At 46.1% G+C, this 19,738-nt stretch carries 3 protein-coding genes; all 3 read left to right on the top strand.

Annotated features, from left to right (window positions below):
• Window positions 1–10: 10 nt before the first annotated feature.
• The 3 genes from VRK_RS14090 to VRK_RS14080 are packed head-to-tail and all read left to right on the top strand — an operon-like array spanning window position 11 to window position 19,733.
• Complete coding sequence (locus VRK_RS14090; RefSeq protein WP_059121954.1) at window positions 11–5,383, top strand: type I polyketide synthase; 5,373 nt, start codon at window positions 11–13, stop codon at window positions 5,381–5,383.
• 18 nt (window positions 5,384–5,401) lie between these two features.
• Window positions 5,402–11,962, top strand: coding sequence for a type I polyketide synthase (locus tag VRK_RS14085; RefSeq protein WP_059121953.1), 6,561 nt, complete (start codon window positions 5,402–5,404; stop codon window positions 11,960–11,962).
• Window positions 11,963–11,987: 25 nt separating this feature from the next.
• A complete protein-coding gene (locus tag VRK_RS14080; protein WP_059121952.1) occupies window positions 11,988–19,733 on the top strand; it encodes a type I polyketide synthase in 7,746 nt (2,581 codons plus the stop codon).
• The last annotated feature ends 5 nt before the right edge of the window (window positions 19,734–19,738 follow it).

The raw sequence follows: 19,738 nt of genomic DNA, 5'->3' as shown, positions 1-19,738 counted from the left end.
GATTGATATCATGGGCAACATCAATGATGCAGAGAAACAAAAAACAGTTATGGCTAGGGCTTTGCGTCAAATAAAGACACTATCAGCAGAAGTGGAAGCATTGAAAGAACCGATTGCTGTTGTCGGCTTAGGATGTCGTTTCCCTGGTGCTGATGATATTACTCAATTCTGGGATTTGCTCCGCTCTGGCGTAGATATGACGACAGATATGCCGGAAACTCGGTTTGATTTATCCCGCGATTATCATCCGGATCCGGATGTTAAAGGAAAAATGTCAGTTTGCCGGGGAAGTTTTTTCTCTGCGATTGATCAGTTTGATCCGTATTTTTTTGGTATATCCCCAAGGGAAGCACAATCGATGGACCCACAGCAGAGATTGTTGCTGGAAGTCTGTTGGGAAGCTCTGGAGAATACAGGACTGTTGCATGAGAGAAATCTCCCGTCTGCAACTGGTGTTTTTGTCGGTGTCAGTACAGGTGACTATGCTTCACCGTCGTTAATGCTTAATGATTACAAGCAGATTGATGCTTACTCGCTCACCGGGAATGCTGCAAATGCTACTGTTGGTCGTCTCTCTTATGTTTTTGGTTTTATCGGGCCGAATATTGCAGTAGATACCGCATGTTCTTCATCACTGGTTGCTATTCACCAAGCCTGTCAGAGTCTTCGATCCGGAGAATGTGAGCAGGCGATTGCCGGAGGAATTAATCTGATTATTTCCCCTGCTAATACAATTGCGTTGTCCCAGAATAAAGTGTTGTCCCCTGACGGACGGTGTAAAACGTTTGATGCTTCAGCCGATGGCATGGCCAGAGGAGAAGGATGTGGCCTGATTGTGTTAAAGCGGTTAAGCAGTGCGTTGCAAGATGGCAATCCTATCTGGGGGATTATCCGGGGATCAGCGATTAATCAGGATGGGCCAACAAGTGGTTTTACCGTACCTAACGGGCGATCTCAACAATCATTACTTCAGACAGCATTAGAAAAGGCACAAGTTGAGCCTGATGAGATCGATTATATCGAGGCTCACGGGACAGGAACACCATTGGGAGATCCGATAGAGATTAGTGCAATTCAGGCTGTATTCGGTCAGACAAGACAAAATGTACAGCCGTTAAAAGTGGGTTCTGTAAAAACGAATATTGCCCATACAGAGGCTGCGGCTGGTGTTGCTGGCATCATTAAAGTTTTGTTGTCGATGCACCATGAGAATATTCCGGCGCATTTACATTTTCACCAACCAAATCCTGAAATTGCTTGGGATTCCAGAGTTATTGATGTTGCAGTGAAGCAGACAGTCTGGCAACGGGGGAGCCGAAAGCGTTTGGCTGGGGTTAGCTCCTTTGGTTTTAGTGGTGTGAATGCACATGTGATTCTTGAAGAAGCGCCATTGTCATCACTTTGTATTAAACCGACACATGATATCAAACCGGATGGCGGTCAAAATCATGTGCTTTGCCTGTCTGCTAAAACTTCAGATTCATTACATCATCAGATACGGCGATATATCAGTTACTTACGTGACCAGCCGGAGATGTCTCTTGCCGACATCTGTTATTCGTTAAATACAGGTCGGTTACATTTTGAAAACAGATTATCCGTAGTTGGCCATTCGGTGAACGAAATAGTTTCGCAGTTACAACATATTGTTGAAAACTTTTCGCCGGATAAATTTCGCACGGCTAATGTGCCTGAACTGGTGATGTTTTTTCCTGAGACAGGTCATTATCGGCCAGATGTTGTGAAGCGTATGTACCATGATTATGCTGTTTTTCGGCAATGTATTGATTACTGCTCCAAATTGCTTATCCCACATCTGAACTACCCTTTATACGACATTCTCTGGTCCGAGACGGCTACAGGTGATTTTGTCGGTACTCTTTTACACGGGCAGGTTATAGGCTTTGTCCTTGGTTATGCAACAGCAACATTATGGGAGAGCTGGGGAATACCGATCCATACAGTCACTGGTGTTGGTAGTGGAGCTTATGCTGCTGCCTGTGTAGCCGGTATTTTGATGCCAGAAGATATCATTGCTTTGATCATTGCTCAGGATAAGGGCCGAAAGGCCTTCACTCAGGCTGTAGAACAAGCGGTTTACCATATGCCGAGTCGTGACTATCTTTCTCTGGCAAGTGGAGAAAACATTGCTCAGCATATGGCGTCGGCAACCGGTTGGCTGGAACAGTTTGATATGGCTAGTGATATGGATCAGCGATCACTACAGATTCGGCTGGAGTCCTCTGGTTATGATGCCTGTCTGATAGTCTCAACTCCGCCTTTCTCTTTTTCATCAGCAATGACATGTGTTTCTGCTTTTCCCGATATGCAGGATGACCACGCCAGATGCGTATTGCTTTCCTCGTTGTATCAGGCTGGTGTCATGCTGCGCTGGAACGACATCTATCCGTCGGAAGGTTATCATCGCCTCCATTGGCTGCCTACCTATGCTTTTCAGCGGCAGACCTATTGGAAAAATCTGCCGAAATTACCAGTACGAGGTGATGGTGAAGTACATCCTCTTCTGGGACGAAAAGTCTTGTTGCCGCCAGTTTCATCGTTCATTTGCTTGTTTGAAAACTGGCTTTCGGTTCAGTCAGTTACTTATCTAGCTGATCATTCGCTGGATGGCCGGGTCATTGTTCCTGCTGCTGCTCTGCTTGAAATGGGAATGATTGCAGGAAAGGCAGGGCTTAACCAAGATTCTATTGAATTAGAGAATATTGAATTTCAGCAGCCGCTGTATCTTGCTGATGGTGGTTGCCTTGTGCAGACAACCTTGTCTGAATCCGAAGATGATTGTTGCTATACATTTGGCATCTACAGTCGAAATGATGCGGCAGATGAACAATCGTGGCTTTGCCATGTTCAGGGGAAAGTTGTTCTCGTTAGCGAGAAAGACACACCGTCCAATCACGTTTTAAGTTCACTACAGGATGCTTGTCAGCAGGTGCTGGATGTCGATGTTTACAATATTACTTCTGGTGTCTGTTTAGGTGAGAGTTTCCAATGTCAGCGACAGCTCTGGGGCGGTTTGGAGCAGGTTCTTGCAAGAATCGAGTTGCCAGTATCGGTTGAAATGTCCAGAGGAGATGTTCTGCATCCTGTTCTTTTAGATGGTGCTTTTCAACTACTGGCTGCTTTTTTGGACAAGAATGAAAGAGATAAATCAGTATATTTACCTGTTGGCGTAAAACGTTTTCGTGTGTTGTCTCACCCGACAGCAACTTTGTGGGGACATGCCCGTCTGATTCGTGCTCGGCAGAATTCAATTGAGTTAGATTTGTGCCTGTTTTCCGAATCTGGAGAGATAGTTGCCTGTATTGATGGTTTTCAGGTTGTATCACGCAATCCATCTCATACGGCTGCTCAGATTCAGCATCTTCTTTATCGTGAAGACTGGCAGCATATCGAATTATCTACTGATGTCTCGCCAAACCTTCCTGAACCGGGGAACACATGGCTGATTTTTGCAGATCAGGATGGACAAGGGGCAGCCATGGCTGTGGATCTGGAAGATTTGCAGCAACGTGTGTTGCTGGTCTATAAAGAACGGCTTCCGGAAAAGCGGGGTGATAACAATACTCCAGCAGTGGTATATACAGATGCCGACGCTCTTGAAGCCTTATGTCAGGAATACTTAGGCGGTGTTCCAAAACAGGTGGGTTACTTATGGGGGCTTGATATATCAGCGAACGAGGAAGATGTTGCTGACAAAGTCTTCCACACTTGTCGATTATGGATGGAAACAGTACAGGCGTTGAGTCGTTTTGACTTTGTTCTTCCGCCTCGGATATGGCTGATTACCCGGCAGGTTCAGGAGCTTTGTCATGAAGAATCAGCTTCTTTGACTTGTCAGAATTTGGCTCAGGCTCCTTTGTGGAATCTGGGACAGGTTATGGCTTGTGAATTTTCTCAATGGCGTTTTCGGTTTGTTGATATCGATTCGGTGTCAGTGATGTCAGGCCGGGAGTCTCCGTTTCTCCATACGCTGCTGGCCCAGGATGAAGAAGCTCATTTGATGCTCAGGGGAGAGCAAACTTATGCCCGAAGGATTGCGCCATATCAGCCAGAATGGGGAGATGGACATACTTCCGCCTCTATTGATCCTGAAGGTTTGTATGTAGTAACCGGTGGCTTGGGTGGATTAGGGTTTGCTGTCACCGAGTGGCTTGTCAGCCAAGGTGCAAAACATTTGCTGTTACTCGGTAGGAACAGAGCCGGTACTGAAAAAGAAAAACGTATCTCCGAGCTGAGTCATCAGGGAATTGATATTCAGGTAGAGTGCGCCGATGTCAGCCACTATCAGGATATGGATAGAATTTTTTCCGAGCATGGTTCCAGATACCCGATCAAAGGTGTTATCCATACTGCCGGGGTTTTGGACGATGGTATGATCAAAAATTATCTGCCTGAGCGATTGTCTGGTGTTTTAGCACCGAAAGTTGCCGGTGCCTGGAATCTACATCGTTTAACGCAATCATTACCTCTTGATTTATTTGTTTTATTTTCTTCAGCATCCAGTTATTTACCTGGAAATGGTCAAGGCGCATATGCCGCTGCCAATGGCTTTTTAGACACATTGGCATCGTATCGTCGTATGCATCATTTACCTGCACAGAGTATTAACTGGGGACCATGGCAGGACGTAGGTATGGCCTCTGCTTTGAATACCGCTGAACAGGAACGCCTGAAATCAATCGGAATGAAATTTATTTCCGTCAGACAGGGTTGTGAAATTATGCAGGCATTAATTCATGGTCAGTTAAAAGGTGTGCCGTCACAGGTTATGGCACTTGATATCCACTGGCCGCATTACGCATCGCACTGCAAATTTCCTGCATTACTAAAAGCATTACCTGCCATGAGGGTTCAACGACTAGAAAAAGAAGAACAATCTCATCCGCTAAAAAATAGCTCGACTTTGTCAAAGTTCCAAACCAGAACTACAACGTCTCCCTTGTTATCTGTATTAGAGCAGACCCCTGCAGATAATCGACACCGCGTACTGGCAACACATCTGGTTGATATGGTTGCTCAAGTCATGGGAATTGAGCAGGTTGAGATGATCGATATTGATAAGCAACTGTTTGATATCGGTATGGATTCGCTGATGGCAGTTGAATTTAAAAATATGCTTCAAAATCAACTTGCGTACTCATTTCATTCCACGTTGATTTTTGATTTTCCGACAATTAAGCGACTTGCCGGGTACATAGTGGATGAATGCCTGTCATTTGACCTGTCAGATGTTACTGACATAGATGAGGTTACCGAAGAAGAAAGTCAGATCGATACAGAGTCAGTTAGTACCCTTGGCATGCTTGAATCCATGACGGATGAAGAAGTTGCCGAATTAATGATGAGTCAGTTTGAAAGTTAATGGATGCATAAGAGAAAAATGACTAATACAGCCTTAGAAGAGCAAAGTTCCCAGCAATTATCTCCAATTAAGCGTGCTTTTCTTGAAATGGAAAAAATGCGCAAGGAGATCGCTTCACTGAAAAAGCAGACAAGTGAGCCGATTGCCGTTGTAGGTATGAGTTGCCGATTTCCCGGGGGTGTCAACAGTCCGGAATCATACTGGCAACTATTGTGTCATGGGATTGATGCTATTGAAGAGATTCCAGCAAGTCGATGGGATATTGAACAATATTACCATGCAGATCCCGAAGCATCCGGGAAAATGTATTGTCGCCATGGCGGTTTTTTAGCCGACATCGATCAATTCGATGCGGATTTTTTCGGAATCACACCTCGTGAGGCTGCAAATATGGACCCTCAGCAGCGTCTAATGTTGGAAGTCGGCTGGGAAGCATTAGAGCGCGCTTGTATTAGTCCTGATCAGTTAGTACAAACTTCAACGGGTGTGTTCATCGGTGTTAGTGGTTCCGATTATGTCAAGATTCACGGTGGAGAAGCCAATGCTTACATGGGGGTTGGTACATCTCTGAGTTCAACGGCAAGTCGGATATCTTATTTGTTGAATCTGAACGGTCCTGCTGTTGCAGTCGATACTGCATGTGCATCTTCATTGACTGCGGTGCATTTAGCCTGCCAGAGCCTGCACGCTGGTGAAAGCCATGTGGCTTTGGCTGGGGGAGTTTGTTTACTGCTCGATCCACATATGAATGTTGTGACTTCTAAAGCCAAAATGCTTTCAAAAGATGGTCGCTGTAAAGCATTTGATGCCTCGGCAAATGGTTATGTCAGAAGTGAAGGCTGTGGCATGGTTGTCTTGAAACGATTGTCACAAGCACAGAGTGATGGAGATACGATTCTTGCCCTTATCAAAGGCAGTGCGGTGAATCAGAACGGGACCAGCGGCGGGCTGACAGTACCCAGTGCCTACGCACAGGAGCAAGTCATCCGGAATGCTTTGAAACAAGCGGGGTGTTCTCCGAAGATGATCGACTATGTTGAGGCCCATGGAACAGGCACATCATTAGGAGACCCAATTGAGATCCGGGCATTGGCAGCTGTTTTTAATCAGGATCGCACGGTTCCGCTATGGGTGGGTTCTGTAAAAACGAACATCGGTCATACTGAGTCTGCTTCGGGGATTGCCGGATTAATCAAGACGATACTAGCAATGCAACATCGGCAATTACCACCTCATTTGCATTTGGATCATCCTTCCCCGCACATTCCCTGGGATAAATTGAATATTCGTATTCCTGTCCGGCTGAGTGAATGGGAGGCTGTGCAGAAAAGCCGAATGGCCGGGATCAGCTCTTTCGGTTTCACCGGAACAAATGCTCATGTGATTCTTGAAGAAGCACCAGTGCCTGCAACTGAGCCAAATCAGGAGCCAATGTCACCTTATGTTTTGACATGGTCTGCCAAAACGAAAGAAGGGCTTAGGGATGTTGCATCACAATTGTCTGCATGTCTGAGTCATACTCAGGAAGAGCAACTATCATCTCTGTGTTATAGCGCGAATATTGGAAAGAAACATTTCAAATACCGTCAGGGGATTACTGCGACTTCAAAAGTTGAGTTGCAGTCTCAGTTACAGGAAATGGTTCATTCTGATAGTGAGAAGGTAACTGCTACCGAAAGCAATATTGTGTTCTTATTTACCGGACAGGGTTCTCAATATGTCGGAATGGGGCAGACACTGTACCGGAGAAATAAACAATTCAAACAGTATCTGGATGAAATTGAAGATTTATTTATAGAACAGGTGGGTGTTTCCTTATTTAGTTTGCTCTGGGGAGAGTTTTCATCCAAATTGAGTCAGACTCAGTATACGCAACCTGCTCTTTTTGCTCTGGAATATGTACTTGGTCGATTATGGTTTGCATGGGGTCTCGAACCGATAGCCATGATGGGCCACAGTGTTGGTGAATATGCAGCAGCTTGTCACGCCGGTGTGTTCAGTTTTGAAGATGGATTAAAACTGATCGCAGCTCGGGGACGTCTGATGCAGCAGTTATCAGCAAAAGGCGAAATGTATGCAGTGATGGCTGATGCAAATATTGTGGAGACATTACTTGTGCCATTCGCTGGCCAAGTATCTGTCGCTGCATACAATGGACCGAAGCAAACGGTCATTTCAGGGGATCAAACTGCGTTACAATCGATCATTGATCAACTGGATAAGCAACAAATCAGATATTCTCAGTTAGATGTTTCCCATGCTTTCCATTCTCCATTAATGCAGCCAATGCTGGCAGAATTTGCAGTAGTGGCTGCAAGTATTCATTACGAGATCCCCAAGCGGACTTTGATATCTAATGTTTCTGGTCAAATAGCCCAGAATGATATTAGCACTGCGGATTATTGGGTTCGGCATATTCAGGCTCCGGTGAATTTTCTTCAAAGTATCCGGGTGGCAGAGCAATCCGGAGGCAATATATTTCTGGAAATCGGTCCGCGTCCGACCTTGGTTTCATTAGGAAAGCAATGTATTGAGGATGAATCAGTCTTATGGCTGGGTAGTCTTCAGCCAGGCCGCCAAGAACCTGAATATCTGGCTGAATCTTTAGTCCACATATACCGGTGCGGAAGCCATATTTCTTGGGCTTCGTATTATCAGGGTTCTCGTTGGGAGAAAATGTTGTTACCGGTTTATCCGTTTGAACGTCAGCGGCATTGGTATTCTGAATCTGCATCCGGAAAGACAGCATTGCGTAACCCTGTTGCTCATTCAGAGATTTCTTTGCTAGGTTCTCCGGTTTCGATAGCAACCCTTTATGATGAATGGTGTTATGAGAAAACACTTTCATCTGCATCGTTGGGGTATCTTGCTGACCATAATGTCCATGATCAGATTATTTTTCCTGCTGCAGGATATTTGGCAATGATATCGGCGGCGATGAAGCAATTGCCGGGGGGGGCTGAAGACACCATCATCAACTTCAAAATAGAACAGCCGCTAGTGCTTCCGAAAACAGGCACTATCTCTGTTCAGACATCCCTGAAAAAGCAAGATGATGTCTATATCGGTCGTCTGTTCAGCACCGATGATTCCGGAGCTCAGTCGCAATGGTTACAGCATGTAGAATGCCAGATAACGTCAGTACATGATACGGTTCGGAATGATGGTCTCGCACAGTTGCACCGTTGGCAGCAATCCTGCCAACAGAGGATTTTCTCTGATCATTTTTATCAGCGTGCGGCCCGTCAGGGTGTGGAATATGGCCCTGCATTTCAGGCAATCGATGAACTTTGGGTTGGTGATAAGTCAGCACTTAGCCATATAAAACTTCCGGAACTGCTGGAAAATGATCTGGATTTTCATCCGGTGTTGCTTGATGCCTGTTTTCAGTCTTTAGGTGGGCTGTTACAGCATCAGGACGCCATCTACTTACCGACAGGCATTGAGCAAGTTTCATTTTACCACTCCAGTGAGCGAGAGTTGTGGTGTCACGTCTGCATTCAGTCACCTGTTCAGACTGACGGAACATCGCTTTATGCCGATTTAGACCTTGTGAATGCTGAAGGTCAGTGGGTCGCTCAATTCAAAGGACTGGTGCTTCGGCAGGTTTCCGGTTCGTCGAAACGAAGCATGACCTGGCAGCAAGCAGAACAGTTACTTTACCAAGTGCAGTGGCAACAGGCAGACGTGGGTGAAACTCGCTCTGTTGCGGGCCAGTCTTGGATCATTGTCGGTAATGAATCTCAACCTGCCGAACAGGTTGCCAGATTGCTGCGGATGCAGGGATGTGACTGTGCTGTCTGCGATGTGACCGGAGTGGAGTCAATGCTTACTTCTCTTCAGGTTCCTTTCTGTCATGGTGTGATTGTTCTGAGTGAATTTCCTGTCACGGTATATTCGTCTGAGGTAGTGGATGATGGGTTGATTGAATCTTTGAGCGAAATGCCGACACAGATATTGTCTCTGGTGGAAGTTCTGTCCCGACGATTGCAGGATAAACCGCCACAGCTCATGTTGGTTACACATGGTGCCTGTGCTGTACCGAATGATCATCACACATATTCGGTCAGACAAAGCACATTGAATGGTTTGATTCAGGCTATCGATGCTGAGCATCCTGAATTGGCATGTTTGCATCTTGATTTAGACAGGGTTATGCCATCAGAAGACAATGATTTCCTGCCCATCGTTTCTGAGATAACTGCCAACGATGCTGAAATACAGGTTGCTTATCGTGGGAAACAGCGATTTGTCAGTCGTTTTCAACCCTTTGTGCATGATGTTAAAACCAAGACTCAGGATTTCAAAATTCAGTTGTCAGAATATGGTGTGTTTGACAATCTGCATCCGGTAACTATTCAGAAAAGAGAACCCCGGCAGGGAGAAGTTCAGGTTCAGGTTAGGGCCAGTGGCCTCAATTTTAAAGATGTTTTATATACGTTGGGGATGCTTGAAGAACATGCTGTAGAGCTTGGCATTCATTCGGCAGAGCAACTACCTCTCGGATATGAGTGTGCTGGGGTTGTAACCGCTGTTGGTGAAGGTGTTGATCAGATTCGGGTAGGGACGTCTGTTATTGTATTTGCCGCCGGAACTTTTGCCAGCACAGTCACGGTTAGTCAGGACTGTGTTGTCCCTATGCCGAAGACACTGGATTTTGTTCAGGCGTCAGTGTTGCCAACTGTTTTTATGACCGCATGTTATGCACTGAATCATCTGGTTTGTCTGCAGCCGGGAGAACGTATTTTAATTCATGCGGCTGCCGGTGGGGTTGGTCAGGCTGCGGTACAGATTGCTTTGTCACGAGGTGCGGAGGTCTTTGCAACAGCAAGTCAGCCGAAATGGGCTCACTTAGAAAGTCAGGGTATCTGTCATGTGATGGATTCTCGCAGCCATGAGTTCCGTCAGCAGATTCTGACACTAACGGACGGGCAAGGTGTAGATGTTGTTTTGAACTGCCTCAATGGGGATTTTATTCAGAATTCATTTGATGTGCTGGCATCGAAAGGCCGATTTGTCGATATTGGTAAGATAGGTGTGTGGAGTGAGGCGCAGGCTTATCAGTATCGGCCCGACGCTCAGTATTTTTCTTTTGATTTAGGACAGGCAATGGCAGTCACACCGGGGCTGCAGACTCAACTGTTATCAGAAATGGTTGATGGCTACCAGCAGAATTTGTATCAACCACTCCCGGTTCAGTCTTTCCCTGTGGAATCGGTTAAACAGGCATTCCGGCTTTTATCTCAGGGTAAAAATATTGGCAAAGTTGCTCTGTGTATGCCACCCAGAGAAATGGAGAGCAGACCTGAATCGATTGATCCCCAGGCTACATATATAATCACAGGTGGTTTAGGTGATCTTGGACTTGCCAGTGCAGCTCTGCTTGTTGACATGGGAGCTAAACATTTAGCTCTTCTTGGGCGCTCTGCACCTAGTGAGATGGTTTGTCAGGTTCTTGAAAGTTGGTGTTCCCGAGGTGTGAATGTTTCTTCATGGCAAGTTGATATTGCTGAAGAAACAGAACTTGCCTCTGCATTGAACAGTATTCGGGATACGATGCCATTAATAAAAGGAGTCATTCACACTGCAGGTGTATTACATGATGGTGTGATAGAGCAACAGACACGTAATACGATTGAGGAAGTCATAAGGCCTAAAGCAGTTGGTGCATGGTTATTACATCAATGGTGCCGACATGCCGATATCACTCTGGATTTTTTTATCAGTTATTCTTCTCTGGCATCGGTTGTGGGAGCAAAAGGTCAATCGAATTATGCAGCCGCTAACGCATTTCTTGATGGACTGGCACATTATCAAAGACAACTGGGCATTGCCGGATACAGTATCAACTGGCCTTTATGGCAAGATATGGGGATGGGAGCCAGACTTTCGTCTCAGGAGCAGCAGAGGCTTGTAAGGGCCGGATTAACCCCCTTGTCATCCACTGATGGTTTACAGATGTTGCAATTAATTCTGCAGTCACCATCACTTCCGGCCCGGCTTTGTGTGGCACAGATAGATTGGCCGACATGGCTGTCTTCTGTATCTGAACGGATGAAACACACATTTTATCGCCATTTCTATGAACGCTATCAGGAGCGCTGTGAAGCTGAGCATGATCTGCTGGCAGAAATTCGAGATGCTCACTTCAGTGATCAGCCTGTACTGATGTTGGAGTCAGTACTTCATGAAATCAAGAAAACTCTTGGCTTTGCCCATCATCAGACAATGGATGCGGACGCTCGTCTGACCGATACCGGTGTTGATTCATTAATGGCTGTCGAGCTTAAAAATCAATTACAAAAACGTTTTTCCTGTCGTTTAGGCAGTACGTTGATTTTCGACTATCCAACTCCCCGGGCGATCGCACAGCATCTGTCAGAAATGTTGTTACCTCATCCGGAGACGGTGGAGGATGAACATGTTTATGAAACATCACTAGCCCTCGTTACCGAGTCTGTATCTGCAGAATTGGAGATAGCAGATAAGTTAGGAAATTTTGCAGAAGATCAATTGGATGAATGGCTCAATGATAAGTTGACTTTTGTCGATGGTTTAACGAATAGCGACTCAATCTAGAACAAGAACAAGATGGAATGATGTAATGAGAGATAATAGTCAGAATGATCGTCAGCGGTTACTCAAGGCTCTGACTGCGCTTGAAAAAATGGAAGGTAAATTAAAATCGTTGACGACAGCGCAAAATGAACCGATCGCAATTGTTGCTGTGGATTGCTGTTTTCCCGGTTCGGTCAATGATCCCGATGCTTACTGGCAAATGTTGCTTAGCGGAGAAGATGCTATTGACGATATTCCCGAAGGGCGTTGGTCGGCAGAAATATTAGAATCATTGTCTCAGGATGTTTCCATGATTCGTCAGGGGGGATTTATCGAACAGATAGAGCAATTTGATGCCGCATTTTTTGGGATTAGCCCCCGTGAAGCGATCGATATGGATCCGCGTCAGCGATTACTACTTGAGACGACCTGGTCAGCTTTGGAACGGGGAAATCTGTCACCGGAACGGCTCATGGGGTCAAATACGGGTGTCTTTATCGGTTACAGCGGTGCTGAATATATTAATGAACAAAATCGTATTGCCCCTGAACGAGTGAACGGTTATATGGGAACAGGCTCGGCACCAAGTGTTGCCGCAGGGCGGATTTCTTATATTTTAGGTTTAAAAGGACCGAGTAGTGTTGTTGATACAGCCTGTTCTTCCTCACTGGTTGCAGTTCACATGGCATGTGAAAGTTTACGCCGAGATGAGTGCCAACAGGCGATTGTCGGAGCGGCTAATCTGATTGTATCGCCACAGACCAGTATTATGTTTGCACGTTCGGGGATGCTCTCTGAAGATAGTCGGTGTAAACCATTTGATGACAGCGCTAATGGTTATGTCCGAGGCGAAGGTTGCGCAGTCATTATATTAAAAAGGCTGTCAAAAGCTATTGCTGATGGGAATGAGATTCTTGCTGTAATTAAAGGATCGGCAGTGAATCATGACGGTACAAGTTCTGGTCTGACTGTGCCGAATGTCCATGCTCAGGAGGAAGTCATTCGTCAGGCTTTGAAAAATGCCGGTATGACTCCGGATGATATTGATTATATTGAAGCGCATGGGACCGGAACACCACTCGGTGATCCCATTGAGGTTGGAGCACTGACCTCGGTTTTTCATCAGCCTGAAGTCCGAAATCGTCCGTTATGGATAGGTTCGGTCAAGAGTAATATCGGTCATTTGGAAGTCTGTGCTGGGATGGCGAGTCTGATCAAAGTTGTTCTGGCGCTGAAAAATCGCCGGATACCAGCTCACTTGCATTTCCATCGCCCCAATACGCATATTGATTGGGAAGATACATCGGTTCAGGTGGTACGAGAAGAAATGGCCTGGCCTGAATCCGGTACAAGCCTGCCATGTGCGGGTGTCAGTGCTTTCGGTTTTAGTGGTACTAATGTTCATATGGTGATTTCAAGTGCTCCGGATTATGAATCTCCCCTGAGTGTGAAGGAAAAGCCGCCAAGAGAACAGATTCTGACGCTGTCCGCAAAAAGTGGTCAGGCACTGAGTGATTTAGTTCAGCGTTATATTGACTTTTTAAAACCCTCAAATTCTGGCCGGGAATATCCACTAGAGCATATTTGCTATTCTGCGAATGTCGGACGGACACATTTCCGACACCGACTGGCACTACATGGCCATACTCATGACAGTCTGTATCGTCAGTTACAGGATTTTCAGAAAGCGTCTCTGGCGCAGAAAACTGCTCCATTTTCCGGGAACAAGGATATTGTATTGCTATTCACCGGACAGGGCTCTCAATATATTGGAATGGGGAAAGAACTGTATGACACCATTCCATATTTTCGTCAAGTCGTTGACCAGTGTGATGCAATTCTACAGCCAATTCTGGGATGTTCAATTTTGCCGATGCTATGGGATGAATCTCAGTCAGCACGTATCCATCAGACGCAATACACACAGCCAGCATTATTTGTACTTGAATATGCATTGACTAAATTGTGGCAGTCGTGGGGAATCCAGCCATCGGCAGTTGTCGGGCATAGTGTTGGTGAATATGCTGCGGCTTGTATTGCCGGTGTATTTAGTTTGAATGATGCATTATTGCTTATTGCAATGCGTGGAAAACTGATGTCCGAACTCCCGGGTGAAGGTGCTATGGTTGCAGTGATGGCTCCGGCATCTGATCTGGTGGACATTATCCATCCTTTTGCCGAATCATTGTCGATTGCTGCCTGTAATACTCCGACTCAGACAGTGCTGTCCGGCAGCGAAGATGCGATGCAGCAAGTGCTTGATATATTAAAGCAACAAGATATCTCGGCTTATTCATTGGAAGTATCGCATGCTTTTCACTCCCCTCTAATGCAACCAATGCTGGATGAATTCCGGATCGTTGCCGAACGTGTGACTTACCACCGACCAACGATCAAGATTATTTCTAATGTCACGGGACATTTGGCAGATGAGCGATTGATGTCACCCGAATACTGGGTTGAGCATGTGACTGCCCCGGTTCGTTTTATGGAGAGCATCACCAATCTTCAGACTCAGTTACGTGGTGAGATTCGTTATCTGGAAGTCGGACCTAAGCCAGTATTACTAAAGATGGTGCAGCAGTGTTTTAAACAGCAACAGCTCTATGTGTTAGCGAGCATTCAGCCAGAGATACCTGATACCGAGTCAATGATGGCAACTCTGGGGCAACTCTATACCGATGGTGCAAGCGTGCTGTGGCAAAATTTTTATCAGAATTTTGCATTGCAGTTTTGCTCGTTACCGACTTATGCATTTCAACGTCAACGTTTTTGGTTTGATAGCTTTACTCAGTCAGAGCGCCCCCACAAAGAATACACATATTCTTCTGTCGCGACTCATTCCGGAGCTCATCCGCTATCGGGCAAACTGCTTCAGTCTCCTGTGCCTATTTTTGCTCTGGAGTTGTCTCGCATGAAAGATGCATTCTGGGATGACCACCGTGTTTATGATCAGGTTGTCATTCCAGGGGCTGCATTTCTAGAGACAGGATTTGCTGTTGCGCAAGCGCAATTTCCGGACAAAGTGTTCGTTCTGGAAGATATGAACATCCGAGCAATGCTAAGCTTTTCTGCACAGGATGCAGACCCTCTGCATTTGCAAACTGTGCTTCAGCCAGAGCAGAAAAGGACGCGATTTAGTATATACAGTCGTCAACAGGACGCATCGGAATGTGCTTGGACAGAACATGCGAGCGGTTTCTTCCAAGTAACTGAACCATCGGTAGAGTCATCCGAATTCCCTGAATGGATTGAGAATGCATCCGTGGTTGATGGAAAGACGTTGTACCATGTTCAGGACTCTGGCGTATTTTATGGCCCGGCATTTCAAAGTGTGTCATCACTTTATTTTAGTCGTACAGGGAGTGCTGCTGCCTGGCTGGAGGTTGCTGATGCGATAGATACAAGTGCATGGATATTTCACCCAACACTTCTAGATGGATGCTTTCAGACTGTCGGTGCGCTGATGAAACAGCAGAACATGCTTGATGGCCTATACATTCCGGTCAAAATTGGGCGGTTTTATATGCATCAGCCGGTGGGAGACAGTGTCTGGTGTGTCGTTGAGCAGGTAACCGACAACAGAGAGATTAAAGTTGCTGATTTAGTCTTTTATGACGCGGAAAAACGGCAGGTAGGTTATCTTGAAAGTCTCCAGTTACACCGGTTTGAGACACTGCATTTGCAAGAACAGTCGGAAATATCTGCCTCCGGTGATTTTTCGGATGACTGGCTGTATTCGATTTTTTGGCAGCAGAAACACCTGTATACACAGCAAGGCCAAATTGGATTATCTGTAGCGTTAAAGGATGTCGATTTTCAACGATGCATATTGAGTGAGTCGAGTCATGATTTGGGACTCATCAGTCAAGTTTTTGACCAGCTAAGTCTTGTCTATGTCAAACAGGCATTTGAAGTACTCGGGTGGTCATGGAAAGTTGGCGATGTCTTTTCTACGGGGCAACTTGCTACTGATTTTGCTGTTCATCCGAATCATATCCGTCTGTTGAATCGGATGCTTGAGATTCTATCTGAAGCAGAACTAATTGAATTAGATGGGGAAAAGTGGCGGGTTTGCCAGCCTTTCGAGCCGTTGGATCTTGAAAGTGACATTGCAGATACGACAGATATGCTATTGGCACACTTTCCGGAAACAGTCAGTGCACTACGTTTGTTAAAACGTTGCGGAGAGAAACTGGCTGATGTCATTACGGATCGAACCGATCCTATCCAATTGTTGTTCCCCGGGGGGGATCTGTCAGATACGACCGCGGTTTATGAAAATATGCCGGAAGCACAGTTGATGAACCGGCAGATGCAATCATGTTTGCAGTCGTTGATTAAAAGTCGGCCGGCATACCGGGGGCTTCGTATTCTGGAAATCGGTGGTGGAACAGGAGGAACGACTTCTTCACTATTGGGAATGTTGGCTGATGTTGCCTGTGAATATACATTTACTGATATATCTCCATCATTTACTGCAAAGGCGAAAGTTCGTTTTAGTGATTATGATTTTGTGAAATATCAGGTTCTGGATATCGAATCTTTTCCACAAAGTCAGGGTTTTCAGCTTGGTGATTATGACATCATTATTGCAGCTAACGTTCTGCATGCAACACAGAACATGACCCGAACGATGACCCATGTGAAATCACTTCTGGCTCCCGGTGGTGTTTGCCTGATTCTGGAAGGTACGATTCGGCAGCGGTGGTTAGATCTGACATTTGGTATGACAACCGGGTGGTGGCGTTTTCAGGATGATGCACTTCGTCCTGATTATCCGTTAATGTCTGCCTCTCAGTGGCAATTGCTGTCAGAAGCGGTATCTCTGGAATCGTTTACTCTTGTTCAGCCAAAAGCTAAAACGTCACAGGCAGTTATCTTGGCTCAATCCCCAGCTGTCAGTGAATATAGTGATCACTACCTGTTTTTAGCCGAAGACTATTGCGCCCCGAGTTGTCATGAAGTGATGAATCATTACGGACTGAATTGTACGGTAGTTGTCCGAGGCGATGCATATTGCAAAATCGATGCGTACAACTACATGATTCGGGAAGATGAAGCAACAGATTACATCCGTCTGTTGCAGGACATCGACCATGAACAGGGCACGCAGACACAGATTCTATATGCATGGGAATCTGGTATTTCTCAGGATCTTGCTGAAAACCATCCTCTTGCTGCCGTCAGTCAGCAAAACTGTCGGAGTCTGTTGTACCTGACTCAGGCAATAACATCAGTCCAACTGCCTGCTTCTCTGACGTTTGCGACTCAAGGAGCACAGCCTGTTGCAGGTTTCGATTGTCCGAATGTTGCACAGTCAAGCTTATGGGGTATGGCGAAAGTTATTGCCATGGAACATCCTGAACTTCATTGCCGCCGGATTGATTTAGATCCTCAGGGTGATCATCATTCTAATCTTCTGTACCTGATTGATGAGTTGCTCAATGATTGTGGTGATGAGCAGGTCGCATTGAGAGACGGAAATCGTTATGTCGCTCGGATGGCGCATTACTATCATGAGAAGAAATTAGTTGCTGACGGGGACAACTGCCAGTTAACGATTTCTGAGCCCGGTAATTTGTCTACAATGCAGTACGCTGTCTCTCACCGAAGAAAACCAACTGCCGGAGAAGTTGAAATTGAGGTGAAGGCTTCCGGACTGAACTTTATGGATGTTTTAGATGCATTGGGTCTGTATCCGGATCCCCGACCCGGAGGATTAGGAGGAGAGTGCGCCGGTGTCGTCGTTTCAGTCGGAGAAAATGTTGAAGGCATTCAGGTCGGCGATAAGGTGATGGCTATGGCTCCGGGAGCTTTCGGGCGTTTTGTTTATACAAATGCCCATCTAGTGATGCCGATCCCCGCTGCGATGACCTTTGAAGCTGCGGCAACAGTTCCGGTTGCTTTTTTAACGGCCATTTACGCGTTACGCCATGTCGCACAAATTCAACCGGGTCAACGGGTTTTGATCCATGCTGCTGCCGGTGGGGTAGGAATGGCTGCAATTCAGGTTGTTCAGGCCTGTGGTGGTGAAGTGTTTGCCACAGCGAGCCCGGAAAAATGGCCAGTGTTGGAATCACTAGGTGTTCGGCATGTGATGAACTCCCGGACTCTGGATTTCGCCGAGCAAATTATGCAAGAAACACAAGGTCTCGGTGTGGACGTTGTTCTTAATAGCCTGACCGGTGATTTCATCCCTAAAAGCTTGAACATTCTGGCTCATGACGGTGTGTTTGTTGAAATCGGTAAACGGGATCGTGAACTGTGGGGAGAAGAGCAGATTCATCAAATACGTCCGGATGCACATTTCAGCCTGATTGATTTGATGGCGACTACAGGCTCACAGCCACAAATATTTGCTCCTTTGGCTCAGATGTTATCTGAAGGGTTAGAGCACGGCGATTATCAGCCACTACCTTCAAAGATCTTTCCGGCAGACAAAGCTGTACAGGCTTTTCGTTTTATGCAGCAAGCGAGACATACTGGAAAAATTGTGTTGGATATGCAGATGTCGTCTGCCATACAGGAACGTAAATCCGGGCAAGCTTTTCTCTCTGTGGAGCGGAGCTATCTGATCACCGGCGGTTTAAAAGGGCTCGGTCTCTTGATTGCTCAGTGGTTGGTTGAATGTGGTGTCCGGCATATTGCTTTAATTGGCCGCTCAGCTCCTGACGATTCTGCTTTATCAACAATTCGTGCACTTCGCGACAGCGGGGCTGACGTTCAAATTTATCAAGTTGATGTGACATCGTATGATGAAATGGCAACACTCTTTCAGCAAATTGATCACGCAATGCCACCGCTTGCCGGTGTCATACATGCAGCCGGCGTTTTGCAAGATGGTGTGTTATCCAAGCAGAGTTGGGCACAATTTTCTAAGGTATTGTCACCAAAAGTGGATGGAGCCTGGCTTCTACATCATTTCACACAACATATGGATCTCGATATGTTTACGCTGTTCTCATCAGCAACTGCATTGATTGGTAATGCCGGACAGAGTAATCATGCCGCTGCGAACAGTTTTCTTGATGCACTGGCAGGCTATCGTCACTCGCTTGGGCTCCCGGGATTAAGTATAAACTGGGGAGCTTGGTCTGATGTGGGGTCAGCCGCGTCACATTCACTCCTTGAACGTATTCAAATGAAAGGACTGGGTGTCATTACTCCACAACAAGGACTGCGTGCATTTGAATTCTTATGTTTGCCTCAGGTAGCTCATCAGGTTGGAGTCATGCCTGCCCATTGGGATGTGCTTCGTCAGGAATTAAAAAGTAAAGGAAGATGGTCAGATTTCCTGGAAGCTTTTGATGTGACCGATAACAGTACTGTTCCGATGATGCAGGAGCACTCGGGTCCAAAACACAATATCCGTGAGCAGCTTACTCAAAGCGCGCAGCAATCACACTTTGCTCAGATGTCCCGTTATCTCGAAGGAGTGGTTAAAACGATTTTGCAGTTGGATCAACATGATTCTGTAACGAGCGATCGTCCTTTACAGGAACTGGGAATGGATTCTTTGATGGCGGTAGAGCTACGCAATGTCATCGGTACCGGTACAGGGCTGAGATTAGCGTCAACCCTGTTGTTTACTTATCCAACGATTGAACAGCTCAGCCATTATCTTCTGTCAGAGTTATTTCCGGTGGAATCAGAGGAAGCGATTTCAGTTCCCGAATCATACTCAGATACTCCGGCTTCTTTATCGGACATTGATTCAATTACGCAGATTTCAGAACAGGAACTCGAACAAATGCTGGGGGGATTCTATCAGCCCCAAGAGGAAGTATGAGCCTT

Source organism: Vibrio sp. MEBiC08052, from assembly GCF_001506075.1.
GTDB lineage: Bacteria > Pseudomonadota > Gammaproteobacteria > Enterobacterales > Vibrionaceae > Vibrio.
The sequence above is the reverse complement of the archived record's forward strand: the minus strand, read 5'-3'. Positions and strand labels throughout refer to the sequence as shown.

Excerpts from the sequence above, each read along its gene's own strand:
- VRK_RS14085 (WP_059121953.1), top strand. The coding sequence starts at position 5,402 with ATGACTAATACAGCCTTAGAAGAGCAAAGTTCCCAGCAATTATCTCCA.
- VRK_RS14090 (WP_059121954.1), top strand. The coding sequence starts at position 11 with ATGGGCAACATCAATGATGCAGAGAAACAAAAAACAGTTATGGCTAGG.
- VRK_RS14080 (WP_059121952.1), top strand. The coding sequence starts at position 11,988 with ATGAGAGATAATAGTCAGAATGATCGTCAGCGGTTACTCAAGGCTCTG.